General features: G+C 45.4%; 20 protein-coding genes. 10 read left to right on the top strand and 10 right to left on the bottom strand.

Features of this window, described 5'->3' with window-relative positions; translation table 11 throughout:
* Nucleotides 1–23 precede the first annotated feature (23 nt).
* Nucleotides 24–182 (bottom strand): FeoB-associated Cys-rich membrane protein, encoded by a 159-nt coding sequence (locus ABZR88_RS01580; protein WP_107829138.1) that lies wholly within the window; start codon nt 180–182, stop codon nt 24–26.
* Between the two features lie 434 nt (nt 183–616).
* Between ABZR88_RS01580 and ABZR88_RS01575 the strand changes: the two genes are divergently transcribed.
* Nucleotides 617–1,312 carry a head GIN domain-containing protein gene (locus tag ABZR88_RS01575; RefSeq protein WP_107829139.1) on the top strand — a complete coding sequence of 232 codons (696 nt, stop codon included), beginning with the start codon at nt 617–619 and terminating at the stop codon, nt 1,310–1,312.
* Nucleotides 1,313–1,495: 183 nt separating this feature from the next.
* On the opposite strand, the gene ABZR88_RS01570 is transcribed toward ABZR88_RS01575, so the two are convergent.
* The 3 genes from ABZR88_RS01570 to ABZR88_RS01560 form a co-directional block, all read right to left on the bottom strand.
* Complete coding sequence (locus ABZR88_RS01570; RefSeq protein WP_107829140.1) at nt 1,496–2,209, bottom strand: DUF2490 domain-containing protein; 714 nt, start codon at nt 2,207–2,209, stop codon at nt 1,496–1,498.
* A gap of 155 nt (nt 2,210–2,364) precedes the next feature.
* On the bottom strand, nt 2,365–3,393 hold the full coding sequence (locus ABZR88_RS01565) for a hypothetical protein (protein WP_107829141.1): 1,029 nt from the start codon (nt 3,391–3,393) through the stop codon (nt 2,365–2,367).
* Between the two features lie 14 nt (nt 3,394–3,407).
* Entirely contained in the window at nt 3,408–5,159 is a 1,752-nt protein-coding gene (locus ABZR88_RS01560; protein ID WP_146166556.1) for a glycosyltransferase family 39 protein, read from the bottom strand.
* Nucleotides 5,160–5,362: 203 nt separating this feature from the next.
* On the opposite strand from ABZR88_RS01560, the gene ABZR88_RS01555 reads away from it, so the two are divergent.
* From ABZR88_RS01555 to ABZR88_RS01545, 3 genes are read left to right on the top strand one after another with little or no spacing between them, the layout of a single operon-like run.
* On the top strand, nt 5,363–5,827 hold the full coding sequence (locus ABZR88_RS01555; protein ID WP_170113626.1) for a DinB family protein: 465 nt from the start codon (nt 5,363–5,365) through the stop codon (nt 5,825–5,827).
* Nucleotides 5,828–5,839: 12 nt separating this feature from the next.
* Nucleotides 5,840–6,295: a DinB family protein gene (locus ABZR88_RS01550; RefSeq protein WP_107829144.1), complete on the top strand. Its 456-nt coding sequence runs from the start codon at nt 5,840–5,842 to the stop codon at nt 6,293–6,295.
* Between the two features lie 44 nt (nt 6,296–6,339).
* Complete coding sequence (locus ABZR88_RS01545; protein ID WP_107829145.1) at nt 6,340–7,161, top strand: helix-turn-helix domain-containing protein; 822 nt, start codon at nt 6,340–6,342, stop codon at nt 7,159–7,161.
* Nucleotides 7,162–7,742: 581 nt separating this feature from the next.
* Here ABZR88_RS01545 and odhB read toward each other — a convergent pair.
* The 3 genes from odhB to ABZR88_RS01530 form a co-directional block, all read right to left on the bottom strand.
* Nucleotides 7,743–9,305: a 2-oxoglutarate dehydrogenase complex dihydrolipoyllysine-residue succinyltransferase gene (odhB, locus tag ABZR88_RS01540; protein ID WP_107829146.1), complete on the bottom strand. Its 1,563-nt coding sequence runs from the start codon at nt 9,303–9,305 to the stop codon at nt 7,743–7,745.
* Between the two features lie 120 nt (nt 9,306–9,425).
* Nucleotides 9,426–12,230, bottom strand: a complete 2,805-nt coding sequence (locus ABZR88_RS01535) for a 2-oxoglutarate dehydrogenase E1 component (RefSeq protein WP_107829409.1) — start codon at nt 12,228–12,230, stop codon at nt 9,426–9,428.
* A gap of 170 nt (nt 12,231–12,400) precedes the next feature.
* Nucleotides 12,401–13,021 (bottom strand): polysaccharide deacetylase family protein, encoded by a 621-nt coding sequence (locus tag ABZR88_RS01530; protein WP_107829147.1) that lies wholly within the window; start codon nt 13,019–13,021, stop codon nt 12,401–12,403.
* Nucleotides 13,022–13,105: 84 nt separating this feature from the next.
* Here ABZR88_RS01530 and ABZR88_RS01525 point away from each other — a divergent pair, with 84 nt between their 5' ends.
* From ABZR88_RS01525 to ABZR88_RS01500, 6 genes are all read left to right on the top strand, one after another.
* A complete protein-coding gene (locus tag ABZR88_RS01525; RefSeq protein WP_107829148.1) occupies nt 13,106–14,476 on the top strand; it encodes a TolC family protein in 1,371 nt (456 codons plus the stop codon).
* Between the two features lie 22 nt (nt 14,477–14,498).
* Entirely contained in the window at nt 14,499–15,842 is a 1,344-nt protein-coding gene (locus tag ABZR88_RS01520) for an efflux RND transporter periplasmic adaptor subunit (RefSeq protein WP_107829149.1), read from the top strand.
* Between the two features lie 235 nt (nt 15,843–16,077).
* Nucleotides 16,078–17,085 carry an NAD(P)H-dependent glycerol-3-phosphate dehydrogenase gene (locus ABZR88_RS01515; protein WP_107829150.1) on the top strand — a complete coding sequence of 336 codons (1,008 nt, stop codon included), beginning with the start codon at nt 16,078–16,080 and terminating at the stop codon, nt 17,083–17,085.
* A 30-nt stretch (nt 17,086–17,115) separates the two neighbouring features.
* Complete coding sequence (locus tag ABZR88_RS01510) at nt 17,116–17,415, top strand: hypothetical protein (RefSeq protein WP_107829151.1); 300 nt, start codon at nt 17,116–17,118, stop codon at nt 17,413–17,415.
* A 126-nt stretch (nt 17,416–17,541) separates the two neighbouring features.
* A complete protein-coding gene (locus ABZR88_RS01505; protein ID WP_146166557.1) occupies nt 17,542–17,862 on the top strand; it encodes a hypothetical protein in 321 nt (106 codons plus the stop codon).
* A 257-nt stretch (nt 17,863–18,119) separates the two neighbouring features.
* The gene (locus ABZR88_RS01500) at nt 18,120–18,734 is read left to right on the top strand and encodes a hypothetical protein (RefSeq protein ID WP_107829153.1); all 615 of its coding nucleotides are present in this window, start codon (nt 18,120–18,122) and stop codon (nt 18,732–18,734) included.
* Between the two features lie 154 nt (nt 18,735–18,888).
* On the opposite strand, the gene ABZR88_RS01495 is transcribed toward ABZR88_RS01500, so the two are convergent.
* The 3 genes from ABZR88_RS01495 to ABZR88_RS01485 form a co-directional block, all read right to left on the bottom strand.
* Complete coding sequence (locus ABZR88_RS01495; RefSeq protein WP_107829154.1) at nt 18,889–20,736, bottom strand: DEAD/DEAH box helicase; 1,848 nt, start codon at nt 20,734–20,736, stop codon at nt 18,889–18,891.
* A 229-nt stretch (nt 20,737–20,965) separates the two neighbouring features.
* Nucleotides 20,966–21,394: an SPW repeat protein gene (locus ABZR88_RS01490; RefSeq protein ID WP_107829155.1), complete on the bottom strand. Its 429-nt coding sequence runs from the start codon at nt 21,392–21,394 to the stop codon at nt 20,966–20,968.
* A gap of 140 nt (nt 21,395–21,534) precedes the next feature.
* Nucleotides 21,535–23,190 carry an SUMF1/EgtB/PvdO family nonheme iron enzyme gene (locus tag ABZR88_RS01485; RefSeq protein WP_107829156.1) on the bottom strand — a complete coding sequence of 552 codons (1,656 nt, stop codon included), beginning with the start codon at nt 23,188–23,190 and terminating at the stop codon, nt 21,535–21,537.
* Nucleotides 23,191–23,409: the final 219 nt, after the last annotated feature.

Below are 23,409 nucleotides of genomic sequence, written 5' to 3'. Positions count from 1 at the left end.
TTATAAGAAAGAGAACCGGTTTATTAGTGTACTGGTTTGGTAGGATCAATGTTAGAAAAATCAACACCACATTTGCAATTACCGCCACAGCCCTTTTTTACAAACAACGATGCATAAGCCTTGCGGCCCAGGTAAAACAACGCTGCTGCAAAAACTACCGCTACTATAATCCCTTGAATCATGGCGCAAAATTAAACAATTATACCTACAATATATGAATATCAATAAAGTTGACCATCTACTAATGCCAGGCCCACTTGCGTTACAACGTGCAACTATAACGTTTTTGTGACAAAAAACATATTTTAAAAGGTAATTTATTTCACAAAAGGCGCTGTATATCAATTTCAGACAATGTTTTGGATACCGTAAATCAATATATTTGAGATACAAACCAAACCAATATCATCATGTTTAAAATCGCAATCACCCTCTCCTGATTATTTAACAATTCTGAAAAGGAATTAAAAGAGTTAAAAAGAAACTTGAGGCCGAAATGAATCAGAAGAGATAAAAGCAGAACAACCATAGCGCTTATCAGCAATGGCTAAAAAAGTTTAATTTTAGTGCAACCTGTTGCTCCCCCAACGCATCTTATACTAAACAAACATCAAACATGAAATCAATCGCTAAAATTATTTTTGTTCTGGCTATGCTGGCTGGCTTAAGCGCTGCTGCCGAGGTGCAGGACCGCCACCTGACCGGCTTTCATGCCATTAGCTCCAGCACCTCGTGCGACCTGGTAATTACCCAAGGCGGTACCGAATCTGTAAAGGTCGACGCTTCTCCCAAAGTAATTGACAACATTATTACTGAGGTACGTGATGGCGAACTGAGGATCTATATGAAAAAAGGCTTCCACTGGGACAACTTTTTCAATCATGGTAAGATGATCATTTATATCAGTGTCCGCAATATTAGCGGCATCAGTATGAGTGGTGCAGGCGATGTATCATTTAAAAGCGGACTAAAAGCTGATAGGCTGGCGCTAAACATCTCCGGTTCCGGCGATTTTGACGGCAGGGTTGATGTAAACCTGCTGACCACGCAGATAAGCGGATCAGGTGATATCCAGCTACGCGGACGCGCTACTAACTGCTCGGTAAAAACATCAGGTTCGGGCGATTTTGATGGCCGTGACCTGTCTACCGCATCTGCCAACGTAAGCACCAGCGGCTCCGGTGATGTAAGCATCAGGGTGAGCGAGAACCTGATGGCACACTCATCAGGCAGTGGCGATATCCATTATGCAGGCTCGCCAAAAAGCGTCATGAAATCATCAACGGGCAGCGGAGATATTGAAAGAATATAAATTCTAATAGACAAAAACAAGCCTTTTACGAAACGATAACTGCTACTAAATAAAAGCGTCATTGCGAGGAACGAAGCAATCTCTGCGAAGGACAATCGGACTTACATATCCGCTTTGCCTGTACAGAGACTGCTTCGTTCCTCGAAATGACGCGATTGTAATTACAAACTTAACCTTATCACATTAAAACCTGGTATAAACTGCCACCTGCGCCACATGGTTAATGGTGTAAGCCTCGGCCTGTTTAATGTATTGATTAAGGTAACCTGCCTCAATATCCATCAGCTTGCTTAAACGGTAACCGAAGGCCGCATAGGCACGGTTCTGATCAAACACATGTTTGTTTACCTGATTTTTGTTTTGCACGTTGGCAAACGCCTCATTTTGCAGGGCTACAAAGGTACCCTTGGTAAAGGTTGGCTGGTTGTTGTTCACCGGAATTACACCGCGAACAAAATAGCGGAAACGCTGAGAGAACACATCCGGCTGTGTGGCCGTTTTGCCCTGAAAGCGCTGTTCCAGTCTAAAGCGGTGCATCACGTTGGTGTTGGTGCCTGCTTTGTGGTTTACAATAAATTGTTCAAAAATGCGGTGCTCTGGACGGAAGGTATGCTCGCCTGCCGGGTTGCGACCATTGGTAGCCACATAAGCGTAGCCCAATGATACATTTTTGGTTTTACTGAAATGATAAGCCACAGAGGGTCTCAATAACACATTGCGCAAATAAGCAGCGTGGTGCGCCGAGCGGAACTGTCCGTCGAACATGATTCCCCAGTGCTCAGAAAATTTCTGCGTGTGGAACCAGGCTCCCCAGGTACTCAGCTCATTCACCTGCGCCGAAGCCACGCCCGTGACCGCGAAAAAGAGGAATGTAAAGGATAACAATTTTAGTTTCATTGATTTGGGTTTTGATTAGATTATGGTAACGGTGTTTGATAGGTTTTATTGGGGGGATTGAGTTGTATTAAGTTGATTAAGTGAGTAGTTGGAAGCGAAATACTATACCCATTCAACCACTCACTTAATCAACTCAATCAACCACTCACTATTCATCAATCCTTAAACTTGGCAATCGTCTTCCTGCCCAAGTCATAAGTAATCCTAAATGACTGCTGGTTGCTGCCCGTGCTTTGGGTTGTTTGATGGAAGCTGAAGATAAACTGCCCTTTGATATTTTTAAACAGGAACGGGGTATAGATCACGTCCACACGGTTATAGGTACGGAACGAGTAGTAGGAGTCGCCGTAATCAATATGGCTGCCTTCGCCTTTGTAAAACTCGTCATATATAGCAAAGCGGCGGTAGCCAAAGTAGGCACTGGCCACCACACCTTTTGGGGTCTGGAAACCATCAATACCGCGCGAGCGCTCTAACGAGAACATGCCACCGGCCTCAACGGTCAATGAGTCGAACAGGCGCTGTTTGTGGGTCAGATCTAAACCTAAGCGAACCTGTGCACCGCCGTTATCATTAATATGGTCATTTGGCAACAGTACCGCCGCACCAGCATCATGCAGCAGCAGGAAATAGTGCGAGATATAAAAGCTACCATCAACTTTTGGATAATATCTACCCGATGCCCCGAACAAGAACTGTTCGCGGTCAGTAGCGGTTTGGCGGCTCACCCAGTCCAACCAGAAGGTTTCTTTAAAATGTTTATCATGATACTGCGCCAGCAAACCCTCTACATTGGGGCGATAGTAGCGCAGCGTATCATTCAACAACGCACGCGGGTAGTCGCTAATCAAACCCTCGCGCGGGAACATACCTGCATTGAACTGCCAGTTGCTGCTTTTATATTGGTAATAAGCCACCGGATCAACCTTACCAAAAAACACACGGGCGCCAAACTCATGCAATGCATTCACACCAACAATAAAACTGTTAACAGAATCGAGCTTCAAACCAAAATCGAGCGCTGTGCGGGTGCCCGAGTAGGTGTGCGAGCGATCTATAAACTCTTTGTACTCGTGGTTATCCAGAAAGCCTAGTGCATTAAAATGCACATCTACAGATTGAGCCATGGCACTGCCGGCCGTTAGCACACAAAAAGCAATAATGAGGTATAATTTTTTAATCATAGTAAAAGAGATGTTTATTCAACCGTAAAATCTATAGCCCGGCTGTTGCGCCCGCCGGGAAAAGGCGTTGTGCGGATAGAGAACACCAGCACATATTTTCCTTTAGTTTTTGGTGCAGCTACCACAAAGCGGTAAGGCGCGGTTTGGCCGGGCTTTAAGGTAATGCGGTTAAAATCGTCGCCGGCTTGCTCACCGCCGGTGTTTTGGTCGCCCTGTAAAAAGCAGGCCGCCATCACCAGTTCATGCGGGTAGCCTTCGTTTTTAAAGCTGATGGTGTGATTGTATGGGTTGTTCACCGTAAGGTTAAAGACGATTTTCTGTCCCGGTGCAGCTTTCACCTTGCCTTTATCAGCCTGGATATCCACTTTCTGATACATGCGCGTATCATTTAACCAGGTACCGTACCATTGGCCGCGTGCCGTTTTAAAGCTATCCAGTTGAAATGATCCCTGTGCATGAAAATCCAGCAGGTAATAGGTGCGTTTATGTTGCAGGCTATCTTCAATAGGCCAGATATCAAACTGCGTGCGTCGATACTCGCGTGCATCATAATCAAAGCCCTTGGTGCTGTTGGTATAGTAGCAATATTTAGACGCATCCTGAAAACCGCTGATGAACACTACATAGCTATTGCCCACCCGTTGCTTTACTTGTTGCGCCCATTGTTTATAACCATAATAGCTTTGAAAGCGCGAGCTCTGTTTAATGAACGGCACGCCAACCATCAAGCCAATGCGCAGCAAAACAATCAGCGCAGCATTAACCACCGCCAGCCGCATCAGCCAGCGCGGCTGATATTGGGTTTGGCTAAAGCGGATCATCACCAGCAAAATCAATGGCGCGAAGCCAATCAACGTCCAGTGCGATTGTACATCGTCTTTAATGGTGCTCAGCATAAAAAAGGCGATGGTACCAATAAAGTTGACCATCAGGCAGCGGATAAACGCATCCTTGATCTTAGTAGTCACCGTAAAGCCGAAAAGAAACCAGCCGATGAGCGGACCGGCCATTACAAACTGCCCCGGCAGGTAAAGTAACGTACGCGACACATCATAACCTGATGACGAGCGCTCATACAAATGATACCTGAGCGACGGATACTGATGCTGCATTTGCCACCAAACATGAGGCATAAACAACACTGCAGATAACACCACAATCAACCAAAACGAAGGGCGTTTTAAAAGTTTGATGTTACTGAGTACCGTAAACCCAATCAGCAGAATACCATGGTATTTGCTGTAGAGCAGTCCGGCTATAATAAGGGCCAGCAGCAGGGCCCATTTCATTTTATCGTGTTCAACGTAACGCTGATAGATATAATAAAATAGTGCGGTGAAGAAAAACAGCGGCGCATCTGGCGTGGTGGTAAAGCCATACATGTGCAAAATAACCAGGCCCGATACCACCAGGATAAACCATTTGGCGCTCACCGCATAAGGTTTAAGCGTTTGCCACAGCAACCAAATGCTTAGCGGACTTACCAACACCGTTACCAGGCGCAGGCCCAGCTCATTATGCATAATGGCATCGCCAACGCGGATAAATATGGCCACCATTGGCGGGTGGTCAAAATAACCCCAATCCATAAACCGGCTGTAAAGCCAGTAGTAAGCTTCATCGGGGTGAACCTCTAACGTGGCGGCCTGGATGATGTTGAGTATAGTCCACAAAAGCAGGAAATACCAGATGGGTTTGTCTGAAGCTTTGTGGTTATTTAGCGCAATATCCTGCATTAGTTGAGTGTGCTCGCTTTTGATCTGCAAAGGTAAAATAAAATCACCTCGCCCCAACCCTCTCCTTTTGAGATGGCCTTTAAGAAACGGCGCGCTAAGCTACACACAGTTAAATGAAGGTTGGCTGAATTTGGAAAATAACCTACTCGTCAACTCTTCTCTAAAAAAAGTTTTTTATGAAGACCTCGCTTTTGGAAGAGGATTTAGGAGAGGTAATTCCTATTTTTATACCGATGAACAAACTTATAGACACCCTCATCAAAACCCGACAAAAACTAATTGCCGGTATTGATGACCTCAACGCCGAACAATTAAACCACATTCCGCAAGGCTTCAAAAACAATATTATCTGGAATTTAGCCCACCTGGTATCAGCCCAGCAGGGCTTATGTTACCTGCGCGCTAATGCACCTATGCGGGTGACTGCCCAGATGAGGGAAGAGTACGCACCGGGCACCAAGCCTGAGCGATTTATTGGTGACGAGGAAATTACCGAAATAAAGGAGCTCCTCATTAGCACCCTGCATCAATTACAGGCAGATCTGGACAGTAACTACTTTGCTGGTTACACATCTTGGGTTAATCGTCATGATATCGAACTGAACAACGTTAACGACGTGCTTTGCTATCTCCCATTTCATGAGGGACTACATGCCGACCGAATTGCCGTTTATAAAAAATTGATCACAGAAATTTAATCATCTACTACCATGAATAACGCTATTGATCTTATACGTCAGCCCCGCCGGTTTTTATTGGGCATGATTACTGAACTTTCTTTAGAGCAGTTGAATCGTATCCCGGCTGGTTTCAACAATAATATTGCCTGGAACCTGGGCCACATGGTAGCATCGCAACAAAACATTTGCTATTTGCGCGGAGGAGTGGATCTCAAAGTTGATGTTGCGTTTTGGGATCTTTATAAAAGCGGCACCAGGCCTGAGCGCGAGTTTGGCGCCGATGATATGGCCATTATTCAAACACTTTTTACTTCGACACTTGATCAATTGGAGGCCGATTTAACAACCGAGCTATTTGATAACTACACCCCGTGGACAACCCGCTATGGTGTTGCCATTACCAACGTCCACGAAGCCGTGCAATTTCTGCCTTTTCATGACGGCTTACACCTGGGCGTGATTAGCTCTATGAAGCGATTGGTTTAATACACAAAAGGATTGTAACTTAGCCCTGATCAGCTACCGCAGGTATGAAGCCAGACCAGGAAATAATTTCGCATAGCCTTGGCCATAACTTTGTGGCTACGCAGGGGCACTTGTTAAAGTTTGACGAGTTTGTGCCCAGCCACCGGCTTGACTTTTATGCCATTGTGTGGTTTCTGGAAGATAACGAGTTGCAACATTATATAGACTTTGTTTCTTATCCCATCCATAAAAACAGCATTTATTTAATTGCACGCAACCAGGTACATACGTTGCCCAACCACTTCATAAAAAGCAACGTAATTGTTTTTGACCGATGGTTTTTTGACTCGATTGAGGAAAGTGAATACCGCCTGATGTTTGTGCCGTTTAATAATAACGCGCTGTACATTCCGGAGGGCTGCCTCACTGAACTGAATTACCTATTTGAGCTGATGGAGCGCGAGTACCACGCTAATAATGACCTGAAGTTGCTGCACTGGTATACCGAAGCTTTTCTTACCCACCTGTTTCGCATCAGCACAGATGGCGACGGTGGTCGCAGCTTTTACAACGAGCGCTTGCAACTATTGTTCCGGCTGGTGAGCGACCATTTCCGCGACCAGAAAACCAATGAGTTTTATGCCGATAAAATTGGGGTGAGCAGCAAGCGTCTTAACCAAATTGTGAAAGCGCAGATGGGCATCACCGTAAGTCAGCTAATCTATAATTATACCCTTATTGAGGCCAAGCGCGAGCTAAGCCATAGTAAAAAACCCATCAAACAAATAGCCTACGAGCTTGGTTTCAAGGGACCTTCCTACTTCAGCCGCTTTTTCAGGAAGCAGGCGGGCATCACGCCAGAAACCTTCAGACAGCAGTCGGCCTAAACAAACATGTTTAAACCGATTTCCAAATAGTGCTACCAAACGCACCGATAGTGCTATTGATAAAATGTGCTTGAAAAGAGCAAATACGCTATCATTGCATCGTCAAAGTTGAGGTTATTAAAATATCTTTTTACTGGTTGTTGTGATTTTAAAAAAGATATTCTTTTGTGTTACGGACACTAATTAATACAGGTGGCGGCTACCCGTCCGTTAGTCAGCCAAAGTCATCTGTATTGACCACTAAACAAACAAAGTTAAAAACCCGGCCATGGCTGGGTTTTTGATTTTTAAGGGAATGGCCTCGTTTTCTTCTTACCTTCATGTCATTTCGATGAGCACGAGGGAAGGGCTGAGTGCGGGAGCGGAAGAGAAATCTTAGCCCCCATACTTATATACGATCTACTTAGCAGGCATCCATAAACATGGGGGCTAAGATTTCTCCTCACTCCTCAACACAGCCCCTGCACGTTCGTTCGCAATGACATAATGGGATGATGTAGTAATGCTACAAAAAAAGCCCCGGCTATCAGCCAGGGCTCTTATGTAAATCCGAAATCGAACTTCCGGAATCTTAAATCAAATTAAACACCCAGTAACAATCTTGCAGGATCTTCCAGCAGTTGTTTTACTTTCACCAGGAAGCTTACAGACTCACGACCGTCAATGATACGGTGATCATATGACAGGGCAAGGTACATCATCGGGCGAATTACTACCTCCCCGTTAATGGCAACAGGGCGCTCTACGATGTTGTGCATACCCAGGATAGCAGATTGTGGTGAGTTAATGATTGGAGTAGACATCATTGAACCGAACACGCCACCATTGGTAATAGTAAAGGTACCGCCGGTCATTTCGTCCAGTGTCAGCTTGTTTTCGCGGGCTTTAACAGCCAGGGCAACAATAGCTTTCTCAATCTCAGCCAGGCTCATTGCGTCAGCGTTACGGATTACCGGAACCACCAGACCTTTTGGTGCTGATACAGCGATAGAGATATCAGCAAAGTTGCTGTATACTACTTCTTCGCCTTCAATGCGGGCACCAACGGCAGGCCACTCTTTCAACGCCTCGGTAACGGCTTTGGTGAAGAATGACATGAAGCCAAGACCTACGCCATGTTTCTCTTTGAATTTGTCTTTGTATTTACCACGCAGCTCCATAATTGGCGCCATATCCACCTCATTGAAGGTAGTTAACATGGCAGTCTCGTTTTTAACGGCTACCAGACGGCGGGCAACGGTTTTGCGTAATGAGGTCATTTTCTCTCTGCGCTCGCCGCGTGCGTCTGCTTTAACAGCAGGTGTAGCTTGTACAGATGGTACCGGTATTTTAGCACCTTCAACACGACCTTGTGGGTTCTCGTTAGCTTTTTGTGCGCTGATGGCATCGGCTTTAGTAATGCGGCCACCAACACCTGTACCATTTACTGATGCAGGATCAACACCTTTTTCAGCCAGTATTTTACCGGCAGCAGGTGACGGGGTACCAGCAGCATAGCTTGCTGAGTTTTGAGCGGCAGGAGCACCTGCAGCAACGGCAGCAGCTTCAACTTTTGGTGCGGCAGCAACAGCGCCGGCACCAGCAGCAATCTGGCAAACAACAGTACCAATAGCTAACACATCACCTTCTTTAGCAATGGTTTTCAGGGTACCTGCCTGCTCAGCAGTCAGTTCAAAAGTAGCTTTGTCTGATTCCAGTTCGGCAATGGCTTCGTCCATCGCTACCTGATCGCCGTCTTTTTTGATCCAGCGAGACAGGGTAACCTCGGTGATTGACTCACCTACCGGCGGAACTTTAATATCAATAGTGCTTGAAGTAGCAGGAGCAGTGGCAGTAGTAGTTTCTGCAGCAGCAACCGGAGTGCTACTGCTACTATCAGCTGCTACTGGAGCTGCGGCAGCAGCGCCCGCGCCTTCTTCAATTTTTGCAACAGGAGCCCCAATAGAAAGGGTATCACCTTCTGCGACCAAGGTGGTTAAAGTTCCGTCTTTTTCAGCAGTAAGCTCAAAAGTGGCCTTGTCTGATTCCAGCTCGGCTATCACTTCGTCCATCGCAACAACATCGCCTGTTTTTTTGATCCAGCGCGAAAGGGTTACCTCGGTTATCGATTCGCCTACCGGCGGAACTTTGATCTCTAAACTCATATTGTTAAGTAGTGTATTTTGTCTTTTGTGAGTGGTGAGTTGTTAATAGTGAGTTGTGAGTAGTAAGGTTCTATTTAACCCCTTTCCACTCACAACTCACTATTCACAACTCACTTAAAATTAATCTGCCACAACTTTTGACATGTTGTCGGCAGTTTTTGTTACTGTATCTTTTACGCTGCCATCCGCTGTAGATTCAAAGGCTTTACCAATGATGTACAGTTGCTGACGGGTGTGTTGTTTTGAATAACCGGTAGCGGTGCTGGCGCTCTCTTTACGAGAGATCATATCCAGGTTTAAGCCGCTGTTGCGGAACTTGCGCAGCATGTATGGCCATGCACCCATGTTCTCAGGCTCTTCCTGAATCCAGTACACCTCTTTGGCATTGCTGTATTTAGCCGCAACTTTTTGCATCTGCGCAACCGGAGTTGGATACAGCTGCTCAACGCGCACAATGGCAACGTCTTTGCGTTTATCAGCCTGTTGTTTTTCCAGTAACTCGTAGTATAATTTACCAGATACAAACAATACGCGTTTAGTTTTCTTTGCATCAGCGTAGCTATCATCAATCACCTCCTGGAACTTGCCTTCGGTGAAATCTTTGATAGGCGATACGCAGGCCGGGTGGCGCAGTAAGCTTTTTGGCGAGAAGATCACCAACGGCTTACGGAACTCACGTTTCAGCTGACGACGCATGATGTGGAAGAAGTTGGCCGGCGTGGTACAGTTAGCCACCTGGATATTATTATCGGCACAAAGCTCCATAAAGCGCTCAATACGTGCTGATGAGTGCTCTGGGCCCTGACCTTCAAAACCGTGTGGCAATAACATTACTAAACCGTTACCACGCTGCCATTTAGTTTCAGAGCTGGCAATGTACTGGTCAATAATAATCTGCGCACCGTTAAAGAAGTCGCCAAACTGTGCTTCCCAAATGGTTAAAGCATGTGGGTTAGCCAGTGCGTAGCCGTATTCAAAACCTAATACACCGTACTCAGACAGCAGGGAGTTATAGATAGAGAATTTAGCAGCACCTTCAATACTTCTGATCGGGGCGTACTCTTCTTCAGAATCTGCCAGGGTAATTACCGCGTGACGGTGTGAGAAAGTACCACGTTTTACGTCCTCACCGCTCAGGCGCACGGGGTGGCCTTCTTTCAGTAAGGTACCGTAAGCCATCAGCTCGCCCATTGCCCAGTCAAACGTTTTGGTTTCTTCAACCATTTTACGGCGATCATCAAACAGCTTCTCAATCTTTTTGAAGATGTTTTTATCTTTTGGCAACTCGGTCAGTTTACGGCCCACTTCCAGCAGTTCGCTTTCAGACACGGCAGTATCCATCGTTGCCGACATTTCTTTCTCTGTTGCCAGGTGCAGGCCTTGCCATGCGCCCAGGAACATTGGTTTGCTTTCGGTAAAACGCTCCAGCGATTTGCTTTCGTCCAGGTCTTTCTGCAATACGGCGCGGAAATCTGCTTCCAGTTTTTTCGCGTCATCTGCAGTAACCACACCTTCGGCAATCAGTTTGCCTTTGTAAATTTCCAGCGGGTTAGCGTGTCCCTCAATGGCTTTGTACAATACCGGCTGGGTGAATTTAGGCTCGTCAGACTCGTTGTGACCGAAACGACGGTAGCACAGGATATCGATGAACACATCGCTATTGAACGTTTGGCGGTACTCCATAGCCAGGTTGATTACGTAGGCCACAGCCTCAGCGTCATCACCGTTTACGTGGAATACCGGCGACAGTACGGTTTTAGCAACGTCTGTACAATAAGTACTTGAGCGGGCATCGCGATAGTTGGTAGTAAAACCAATCTGGTTGTTGATCACCAGGTGGATGGTACCACCTGTACGGTAACCTTCCAGGTGCTCCATTTGCAATACCTCGTAAACAATGCCTTGTCCGGCAACAGAAGCGTCACCGTGTATCAGGATAGGGGCAATTTTAGAGTAGTTGCCCTCATATTTAAAGTCAATTTTAGAGCGGGTCAAACCTTCAACCACCGGATCTACTGCTTCCAGGTGAGACGGGTTTGGACAAAGGCTCAGGTGTACCTTTTTGCCACCGGGTGCAGCAATATCTGTTGAGTAACCCAGGTGATATTTAACGTCGCCGCCAAATGGTGAGTCCAGGTCGTAGTTTTTACCTTCAAACTCAGAGAAAATCTCTTTGTAAGTTTTCTCCATGATATTAGCCAGCACGTTCAAACGACCGCGGTGAGCCATACCAATGGTAAACTCCTCAATACCCAGCTCAGAACCTTTCAGGATAACTGAGTTAAGGGCAGGAATCAATGCTTCGGCACCTTCCAGCGAGAAACGTTTCTGACCCAGGAATTTGGTACCCAGGAAGCTTTCGAAGATTACAGCCTCGTTCAGCTTGCTCAGCATTTTCTTCTTTTCGTCGGCACTAAAGTTTGGCGTGTTGCGGCCAGGCTCCATCCTGTCCTGAAACCACTTTACCTTAATAGGGTTACGCAGGTAAGTATATTCTGTACCGATGGCGGCGCAATAAGTTTGCTCCAGCATCTCACGAATATCACGCAGTTTTGCCGGGCCTAGGCCAATTTCAACACCGGCATTGAAAACGGTATCCATATCGGCATCTGTAAGGCCGAAGGTTTCCAGTTCCCTGCCAGGGAAATATTTACGACGCTCGCGCACCGGGTTAGTTTTGGCAAACAAGTGACCACGGCTACGGTAGCCGTTAATCATGTTCAGCACATTAATTTCTTTGAGCACATGCTCTGGGGTACTACCCTCAAAAGAAGCGCCGGCAGCAGGGTTGTCCCTGCCAAAATCAAAACCTTCAAAAAATTTCTGCCATCCGTAATCAACCGATTCGGGATCTTGTTGATAAGCTTCGTAAAGGGAGTTAATATAAGCGGCGTTTCCGCTATTGATATAATTGAGACGATCCATGTAAAACCAATCTGTAAAACGGTACAAAACTAACACATTTAACCCAATCGCAACAAATAATTATTGTTTAATTGAGGTAAATAAAACCTTAAAAACAAGCGCTTCCAAATAAGCGGGCTATTATCCGCCGCTTGCTTTTAACGCCGCCCGATACACTATGTACCCTGCGGCTATGCCAAAGCCTTAAAAGAAAAGCCCTGCTTGCTTAAATATTCCAGCGCACGGGGCAACACATATTCCAATCGCGGAAACGCTTTCAGACTATCATGAAAAACGACTACCGAGCCGTTTTGCGTATGCTTAATTACTTTTTTCAAACAAATTTCCGGGTCGAGGTTCAAATCAAAATCTCCACTCAACATATCCCACATTATGATCTGCACCTCCGGACGCACCCCGCGCAGCTTGTCCGCCTGCGAGCGCTTGATCCGCCCATACGGCGGCCGGAACAATGATGTATGCAACAACTCATCACATTTTAAAAAGTTGGCAACATACGTATCATCATCAGTTACCCATCCTTTTAAATGATTAAAGGTATGATTACCTATGCCGTGCCCCCCGGCCTTCACCTCATTAAAAACCTCCGGATGTTTTTTAACATTATCTCCAATGCAAAAGAACGTGGCTTTTGCATTATATTGCTTTAAAATATTTAAAACAAACGGTGTAACAATTGGGATAGGGCCATCGTCAAAGGTAAGATAAATGACTTTTTCTCCCCGGGTACGGTTCCATGTTAATGCAGGATATATTTTTTTTAGTAACCAGGGGGTTTTAAAAAAGTACATTGATCTAAGTTAGGTAGTCTGTTATTACCGTCAAAATTTCGAACGCTTATTTATGCAAAAACCTTCAGACTGTACCACAACCATATGATGAGCGCATTTTTTAAATCAAAAATTACTCCGGTTGCCTGCGCTCTGTTCTTGTGTGCAGCATTATCCAGCAACGCGCAAGAAAAAATTGGCCTGCAAAAGGCGGTCGACCTGGCGCTAGAGCGCAACCTCACCATAAAACAGGCTCAGTTTAGTGAGGCATTGGATGATGCCAATCTTAAACAGGCCAAATACAACATGCTGCCATCGGTCAGCTCATCGCCGCAGGCATCTTATAACTTTGGCCGAAGCCTTGACCCTACCACCTATCAATACACGGCCAATCAAACCACCTTTCTGGTTAATGGATCGGTAACGGCACAGGTTACGCTTTTCCAGGGCGGGCAGCTACGCAACCAGATTATTCAGAACCGTTTGGTTGTTGATGCCGATAAATCAAACACGGCCAAAATCAAAAACGATCTGGTGCTGAGCGTCATTGTTGACTTTCTGCAGATCCTCACCAACCAGGATCTGGTAAACGCCGCCAATCAGCAACTGGATATTGCCAAGCAAACGCTCAATCGCTCTGATATCAACTTTAAGGTAGGCAACCAAACCCTGGCCGACCTCTCGCAAGCCAAAGCAGGCGTTTCAACCGCAGAGCTGAATCTTACTAACGCACAAAATCAGCTGGATCTGTCTGTACTGGTCCTAAAACAATATATGGAGATGGACCCATCAACCCATATTGATGTTGAACGCCCGGACATAAGTAAGATTACCGACGTACAAACCCTGTTTGCAGCAGACGAGATTTTACAAACCGCCCTAACGGTTAACCCCGATGTTAAACTGGCCGAAGCACAAGAGGCTATTTATAAACAGGGCGTGAGGGTTGCTCAAGGCAGTTACTTCCCTTCATTAGCGCTTTTTTCGCAGATAGGTTCTAACTACTCTGATGCCAACCGTAAGTTTTTACCCAATGGCCAAACCGCTTACTATCCTTTTGGCGAACAGCTGAGCGATCACTTTTACCAAGGCGTGGGTGTGAGTTTACAGATACCGATCTTTAATCGCTTCAACGCGCATACTTCGGTAAAAAAAGCAAAGATCAATTTTGCCAACGCACAGGTGAGCACTCAACTGGCCAAAAACAACCTGGCTAAAACTATTTATCAGGCGGTATTGGATGCGCGTGCAGCGGGTAACCAGTATCAATCGGCCATGCAAACTTACCAGGCCAACAAAGATGCTTTTAATGTGATACAGCAACGTTATAACGTGGGACTGGTAAATTCGCTTGATTATAACACCTCGCTCACCAATCTTAATAAGTCACAAAACGATATGATACAGGCCCGGTACCAGATGATCTTCCGCAGTAAGGTGATTGACTATTACCTGGGCAAACCCATACTTTTATAATACACTAAAGCTTAACCATCACATGGGAAAAACTACCAAATATATTCTTTACGGCTTCGGCGTTTTAGTTGTGCTGCTCATCGTACTTAAGGTGACGGGCGTAATTGGCAAGCCAGCCAAAACAAAAATAGCTACAGAAAAAGCCGTCGTACGCGATATTACCGAGACGGTATCTGCCAGCGGCAAGATCAAACCGGAGGTTGAGGTAAAGATCAGTCCGGAAGTATCGGGCGAGATTGTAGAGTTACCTATTAAAGAAGGCGATGTGGTAAAGAAAGGCCAGCTGCTGTGCCGCATCAGGCCTGATATTTTGCAATCGGGATATGATCGTGCCGTGGCATCATACAACACCCAAAAAGCCAGCGTGGGCAATTCAAAACAAATGCTGGCGCAGGCGCAAGCTACTTTTGATAATGTGGCCGCCAAATACAAACGCAGCAAAGAGTTGTATGAAGCCAAAGTACTCACCGCATCTGAGTTTGATGCCGCCCGTGCCGAATATGCCGGTGCCAAAGCATCGCTGGAAGCCTCCAAACAAAACTTAACCGGTGCAGGTTACGGCCTGGCCCAAACCGCCGCTTCTGTTAAAGAGGCTAATGATAACCTGGCTAAAACCAGCATCTATGCCCCGGTTGATGGTGTGGTATCAAAACTATCGGTAGAGAAAGGCGAGCGCGTACTGGGTACCCAGCAATTTGCCGGTACCGAGATTATGACTATATCTGACCTGAGCGCCATGGATGTAAACGTTGACGTAAACGAGAACGACATTAACCGCGTAGCCATCGGCGATTCTTCTGATATCGAGATCGATGCTTTCAACGGTAAAAAATTTAAAGGCGTGGTGACCGAGATTGGCAGCTCGGCCAATGTGGTGGGCACCAATGCAGACCAGGTGACTAACTTTACCGTAAAGGTTCGTATCGATGCCACATCGTACGCTAATGTAATGAAGAAAGATGCTAAAAACCCATCGCCTTTCCGTCCGGGATTAACATCTACGGTAGACATTCATACCAACAAAGCCAGGGCGCTTTCGGTACCCATCATGTCTGTAACTACCCGTGAGGATAGCACTAAAGCAAAAAAAGACGTAGACAAATCTGCTCCTAAGAACGATAAGGCAAAAACCACCAACACCCCACAGGTAAAAACTTATGTGTTTGTGTACGATGCCGGCAAAGTGAAACAAGTGCCTGTAACTACCGGCATTCAGGATGACACTTATATACAGGTATTCTCAGGCCTGAAAGGCGGCGAAGAAGTGGTTGCAGGTCCGTTTGAAGCCATCTCCAAAACCCTGAAAGATAAACAGGAAGTAGAAAAGGTTGATAAATCGAACCTGTATAGCGGGGATAAGAAGTAAGGCTAGGAATTAGAGATCAGTTAATTAGATATTTTACAAGCGCCATTCTTTGCTGGATGGCGCTTTTTATTTGCGATCGTGTCATGCTTCGTTCCTCAGCATGACACGATCCAAACCATCTTACACCATTCGCTAACCCAAATCGCAAATTCCCTGCTCCCACAGTATAATATTTTTCATTACTTTGTCCTTCCGGGTTGCAAACAACCTGCGCCCGGTTGATATTCTAGAATAAATGCATACTAACAAAAATACTGTAGCGGTTATTGGTGGCGGCAGCTGGGCTACTGCCAATATTAAAATGCTTACTGACAACGCCACCCCGAAAGAGATTTACTGGTGGATGCGCAGCGCAACGCAGGCAGAACACATAGAACGTTTCAGGCATAACCCCAACTACCTTAGCTCGGTAGAGGTAAGTATACCGGCACAGCACATCAGTACAGATCTAAAACATATTATTAGTCAGGCCGAATTTATTGTGCTTAACGTACCGGCGGCCTTTTTGAAAGAAGCGCTGGCAGATATTACCCCTGAAGATCTGGCGGGCAAGAAAGTGGTATCGGCCATTAAAGGTATCGTACCTGATGAAAACCTGATTATTGGTGAATTTTTAAATCAGCGATACAACATCCCATTCAGTAACCTGCTGGTATTAAGCGGCCCCTGCCATGCCGAAGAGGTTGCACTGGAGAAACTCTCCTACCTTACTATTGCTTCGCCTGATACCGAACTGGCGGCTTGTTTTGCCGGAATGATTAACAACCGGTACATCAAAACCATTGTGAGCGATGATATTTACGGTACCGAATATGGCGCCGTACTTAAAAACGTTTACGCCATTGCCAGCGGCATTTGTCACGGCGTAGGTTATGGCGATAACTTCCAGTCGGTACTCATCTCTAACGCCATCCGCGAGCTGGAACGTTTTGTGGAGGCCGTGCACCCTATTGACCGTGATATCAAAGAATCGGCCTACCTGGGCGATTTACTGGTGACCGCCTATTCTCAATTTAGCCGTAACCGTACGTTTGGCAATATGATTGGCAAGGGCTACACGGTAAAGTCGGCCCAATTGGAGATGAACATGGTTGCCGAGGGCTATTATGCAGTAAATTGCCTACACCAGGTAAACAAAAACTATAAAGTTTTTATGCCTATTTGCGAGGCGGTTTACGCTATTTTATATCAAAAACGCCCACCTGCATTAGAAATGAAACATTTGGCAGAGCAATTGAGTTAAGTTAATTGTTAACACTTAATTTACCCTGTTATGAAAAAGCTATTCACAACGGTATTGTTTGCCGCGGGCCTGCTTTTAGCAAGCCAGGTACAGGCACAAACCGTAAAAAAAATTGGCCATAGCATTGGCCATGCCGCCACAAATGTTGGCCATAAAACATCAGAACTGGCGTCTAAAGGTGCCGCTGTTGTTGCCGATAAACGATACGAAGGCAAAGTAGCCCCTAATGGCGAAGCGGTTTACATTGATAAACACTCGCGCTATTTTTACGTGGATAAAAAAGGCCACCACGTATATATTGCTAAGTCTCGCTTAAGAAACAAGCATTGATGATAAAGATTAAGGATTGAAGATTAGAGATTGGTGGTATGTAAATTATCCTAATCTTTAGTCTTCAACCGCTAATCTTCGCTACCACCAACCACCTGATTTTTTAAACTTCAATCTGATCTCATCATGAAACCCTTTACATTATTCTCTTTCAGTTGCCTTGCTGCCATGCTAATGCTCTCGGCCTGCGGATCTAAATCAAATCCAAAACTTAAAGGCGAATGGAAAACAGCCGACGGCAGCACCAAACTAAAAATTACCGATAAAACCTTTACCGAAGATACCGGACAGCCACCCGTAACTGAGGATTACTTTGTTAAAGGCGATACCATTTTTACCTCGTTTGAAGGCAACTTACCTTACACCAAATTTGTGATTCAGAAACTGGATGACAAGCATCTTACTTTACTGTATCCGGACTCGGTGAGTATAGAGTTTGGGAAGTAACATGATCAATTGGTGATTGACAATTTAAGATCTAAATCGGCGGGTTACTAGCTGGCATTAGAAAGAAACAGGCGTCGGCTTAACAAATTCAAACTAAAACAAAGCTGCATTTAGCCCCCCAGTATTCGTCTGTTTCTGAATAATAATCCTCTTATAATCAATACCATTAATTCTTGACATGGCTAATCACCGTTGCGCTCTCTCAGCAGCATGGCTTTTTTATCTATCTTACCCTACCAAAACTTAATATCTAAACCATGCAAAAGATCACCTTAACCCTAGCCTTCATCATCTGTGTTTTATTTGCTAAAGCCCAAACCCAAAAGGGAACGCTATATCTGGGCGGCAGCGTAAGTTATCTTACCCAAAAAACGAATGGAGCTTTTGGCAGCAATACAACAAACCGGCAGCTTGAGATATCTCCAACTATTGGCAAATTTATTAACGAGCACTGGGCTATTGGCATTACGCCCATGTACAGTTACATGAAAGATACTGCTTATGTTGCCGGACCAGGCTATAGCGGCGGTAGCATCGTTAAAAGAAAAATGATTGGGGGTGGATTAGAGGTGCGTTATTACTTTCAAATTACAGACAAGTTTTCCTTCTTCCCGCTATTGTCAGAAAGCGTACTTGCTTCTTTTGACAGCAAAGATCCTATGGATATTAGAGAAAACATTGTTTCCTTAAGTCCAAACTTTGCGTTTTTCCCAACCCGTCACATCGCAATTAACATTAGCCTGGGGTCAATACAGTGGATAACGCAAAGCATTACCGATCACTCTACCACACCTGAAAACAAAACTACCGGAAGCTTGTTTAGCTCCAGCTTCAACTCAGGATTAGGGTTAGGGGCAGCCTATCATTTTTGATTGCTATGAATAACAAAGGCCCCTCCGATTTCTCGAAGAGGCCATCTGTAAACTTAAACAAAAACTAGTATTTTATAGCGAGTGGTTGATTGGGTTGATTAAGTGAATGGTTATAAAATCACTCACCTAATCAACTTATTCAACTCAATCAACTTTAGTAACGTTTCTTGCGCTCGCCACCACGATCTTCACGGCGTTTGCCAGAGAAATCGCGGAAACCACCGCCACTGTTTCCATTTCTGTTGCCGCCGCCGTTGTTATCACGGTCTCTGCGGTTACCGCCGCCGTAGCTGCCACGATCATTACGATCGCCGCGATCACGACGCTGACCGCCACCACCATTACCACGGTCACGGCTCTCGCTTACGCCTTCGCCTGCAACTTCAATACGTACATCACGGCCGTGGAAATCTACCCCTTTAAAGCCATTCTGAACGTTATCAACTTCGGCATGTGGCACTTCGAAGAATGAGTAAACACCTTTTACATCAATCTTACCTACAATGCGTCCGCTGATGCGAGAGCTGTTGCAGATATAACCCAACAGGTCGCCGCGGCTAAAGCCGTCTACCGAACCCAGGTTAATGAACAAACGGGTAAAATCACCACGCTGACCGGTGCGCGCATATTTGTCGCCACCTTTTTCTCCTCTTTCTCTGCCAACGCGATCATCTGCCGGAGCGTTCAGATCTGGTGCGTTTTCATAATAATCCAGGAAACGGTTAAACTCTATAGATGCAAAGCGTTTGATAATCTCTTCTTTGTCCATATCAACAAACTCATCCATAATACGGGTAATGTATGGCTCAATTTGTGGTTCGTTTACTTCAACGTTATGCACTTTATGGATCATACCAAACAGCTGTTTCTCGCAAACGTCAAAACCTGTTGGTATTTCGGCCGGAATAAATTTCTTACCGATAACGCGTTCAATCTGGCGAATTTTACCTAACTCTTTTGAGTTGATGATGGCGATAGATACACCTGTTTTGCCCGCACGTGCAGTACGACCGCTACGGTGGGTGTAGTTCTCAATCTCATCAGGCAACGAGTAGTTTATTACGTGGGTAACGTTGTTTACATCAATACCACGGGCAGCTACGTCGGTTGCAATCAACAGTTGCAGGCTGCGCTCGCGGTAACGTTTCATTACCTTGTCGCGCTGCTGCTGTGAAAGGTCGCCGTGCAATGAATCGGCATTGTAGCCGTCTTTGATCAGCGCCTCAGCAATCTCTTGCGTTTCAATTTTTGTACGACAGAAAACAATACCGAAAATTTCGGGGTTGAAATCTACAATACGTTTAAAGGCAGCATACTTATCGCGGGCACGCACTACATAGTACTCGTGCTCGATGTTCTGGTTGCCAGTGTTTTTTTCGCCCATGGTAAGCTCAAAAGGATTATCCATATAGCGTTTGGCTATACGGCGTACCTCGGCAGGCATGGTAGCGCTAAACAGCCAGGTTTTTTTATCTTCTGGCGTGGTAGACAGGATATTGTCTATATCTTCCTGAAAGCCCATATTGAGCATTTCATCGGCTTCATCCAATACTACATATTGTACACCCGAAAAATCAATCGCATCGCGACCAATAATATCGAGCATACGGCCTGGTGTGGCCACAACAATCTGTACACCGCGTTTTATCTGGCGCAGCTGGTCTGAAATGCTGGCACCACCGTAAACGGCTACAATGTGTACGCCAGGTATATTTTTGGCGTAGTTTTTAAGATCGTTGGCAATTTGCAAACACAGCTCACGCGTAGGGCACAACACAAGTGCCTGCGGATGATTCTGTTCAAAATCAAGCAATTCTAATAAGGGCAGCCCGAATGAAGCTGTTTTGCCGGTTCCTGTTTGGGCTAATCCGACAAAATCGTTGCTGCCTGTTAACAAAACCGGAATGGCTTGTTCTTGGATGGGCGTAGGGTTTTCAAAACCTAACGCAGTAATGGCATTAACAATATCATGACGGATTCCCAGTTGACTAAATGGGTTCATGAATTAAAATAACGAATTCGGCAACATCGCCAAATCGGGCGCAAAGGTACGGCTTATTTATCAGTATTCAAATAGAGAACCGAGATTTAACGAATTGATAAAACTTTCAGGATAATACGTTAAAAGGAATCTTGAGTATCCTATCAATCCGTTAATCCTGGTTCATAAAAAAAGCCCATACTGAAATCAGCATGGGCTTTTAAAACCGGCGTTGACCGGACTTTATATCTTAGTGCATGATGCGGCCTTCGTGCGCGTCTAAAGACTGAATGCCAGCCTCAGGCAGCATTTCTGTTGCTCTGTTAGTAAATGGTGAGTTTTTAGTGCAGATACCTAAGATAAGGAAGATAGCACCCAGGATAACGTGCGGCCACATTACGCGATCGCAGAAACCGTAGAAGAATGGCGCAACCAGCAGCCAAAAACCGCAAAACACATCCAGCAAGTGGTGCATCTGGTTAGGGAACACTTTCATGAAACCTGCTTTGTTAACACTGAAGATAGCCATAATCAGCTGGAACCAGCCGAAAGCCATAGGCAAGAACAAAGAAGCGCCGCCAACAGGCCAGAATTTAAACAACCATGGTGATGACAGCGTAACCAAAGCGATTACGTAGTTAAAATAACCGTAAAATGTGGTGGAAATGAGGTTTTTCATATCAAAAAATAATGGGGCCAATATAGGTATTAATCTTAAAATGCGATAGAATGTTTTTCAATTAAGCATAATGAAATTGTTAGGCCTATAAAAACAAAAAAGCCCCGCTGTTGCGGGGCTTTAATATGTTTGTCAAACAATTAGTTTTTAGGGTTAAAGCGCTTAGCTTTTTTCACGCTAAACTCTGGCTTGCCTTGTGGGTTGATCTCAGGCCCACCTACATTGCTCATCGCGCAGCGGAAACCGATCTCGGCGCTTGATTCCTCCTCATCCATAAAGCGGCGTGAGGCTGGGTTTAACCAGTAGATCCTATCGTTCCATGAACCGCCTTTGTAAACTTTAGAATGATCATTCACCAGAGTGGTAACACCATACAAAGTGGTATTAACGGTATCATTCATGCCGCGGGCATCCGGGTTGTAAGGTTTGCCAACAAGCGGGCTTTTTGCAGTAGCCAAAGCTTGTGGCGTGCTACCTGCAGCTGCAGGAGCAGCTTTGGCGCCGTTTGCCTGCTGGGTTTGAGCCGCAACCGGTTGACCTCCGTTTTGCTGCGCAACCATCTCGGCCCAGGTCATTTTCTTGTAGGCTTTAGCCGGTGCTTTTACCGGGCGGCCATATTTATCTTTTGCATAGATACCTTTTACGGGATCTGAGTATTGTTTATCAGTAAACTCGTTGCCACGGAAAGGGTTAAAATCATCAGATTCTTCAAATGAGGTTTGGCGATAAGTATCCTGCACCCACTCGTTCACGTTGCCAGCCATGTTATACAAACCAAAATCGTTTGGCGCGTATGAACGTACCGGAGCGGTAATGTCGGCCTTATCATTCAGGTAACCACCAACACCGGCGTTGTCGCCGCCACCACGCTTAAAGTTAGCTAATATTAAACCACGGGTTTTTGCTTTTGGCGAGCGTACGCCCATGCCGTTCCATGGATAAACTTTACCTTCTTCAATGTTTTCAAACTGGGTATTGCCAGCCAGGCCTAAGGCAGCATACTCCCACTCGGCCTCCGTTGGCAAACGATAGCCAGCGCGGATAATACCATCTTCCAGGCGCACAGCACGATGAGGTGTTTTACCCGAGCTGTCTTTTTTAGCCAGCGGGTTAAGGTCAACTATCATGTGCTTACCGTCTTTACCGGCACCTTTGTACTGGCCATTCAGGTACATATCGGTATTGAAAGGATCACTTTTGCCTTTGGTAGAATCTTTAGCCATATCCTTCCAACCCACCAAACGACCTTGCTGGCGCAGAATATTCTCGTTCATGCGCTGGGTACGCCAGTCGCAATAATCTTGTGCCTGTTTCCAGCTCACACCTACAACCGGGTAATCCTGAAATGCTGCGTGGCGCAGATAATTTTCTACATAAGGCTCATTGTAAGAGAGCGGACGTCTCCAAACCAGTGTATCCGGCACGGCATTATAATACAACTCACGATCTTGCGGGAAGTTGATTTGCAGCCAGTAAAGGTATTCGCACCAGTTACGGTTTGATACCTCGGTTTCATCCATATAAAAAGTAGAGATGGATTTGCGTTTGCGAATGTTATTGTATTCGTAGTTTACATCCTCGCCGGCACTTCCACCCAACACAAAAGTACCACCCTCAATAGGTACCAGACCTGGGCCGGGTGCCGGATGCGTGTTTTTGAAGTATTGAAACCCGCCGTTATACTTATTGTTATATTCCATGCCGGTCTTTTCAGACTGCGGCTTTTGAGAGCACGCGCCCAGTAATAAACCCGAGCCCAACAGCACAAATGCACACCTGCTAAACGTAATTTTCATGCATCAAAATTATTCAGAGCGTAAATCTAATTAAAAATTGTGTGATAACACCCACACAATATACTGATATAATTTTCAAAATATCTAACAATTCAACTTTAACGAAATAAAGCAAATTTGGTTATGATTAATTGAATAAATTTGGTCTATTGTAACTTATTAAATATTTATGCGTTTATTTACTTTCATAACGCCAAAACTTAAACAAACACAACGCTT

This window comes from Mucilaginibacter yixingensis (assembly GCF_041080815.1).
GTDB lineage: Bacteria > Bacteroidota > Bacteroidia > Sphingobacteriales > Sphingobacteriaceae > Mucilaginibacter > Mucilaginibacter yixingensis.
The sequence above is the reverse complement of the archived record's forward strand: the minus strand, read 5'-3'. Positions and strand labels throughout refer to the sequence as shown.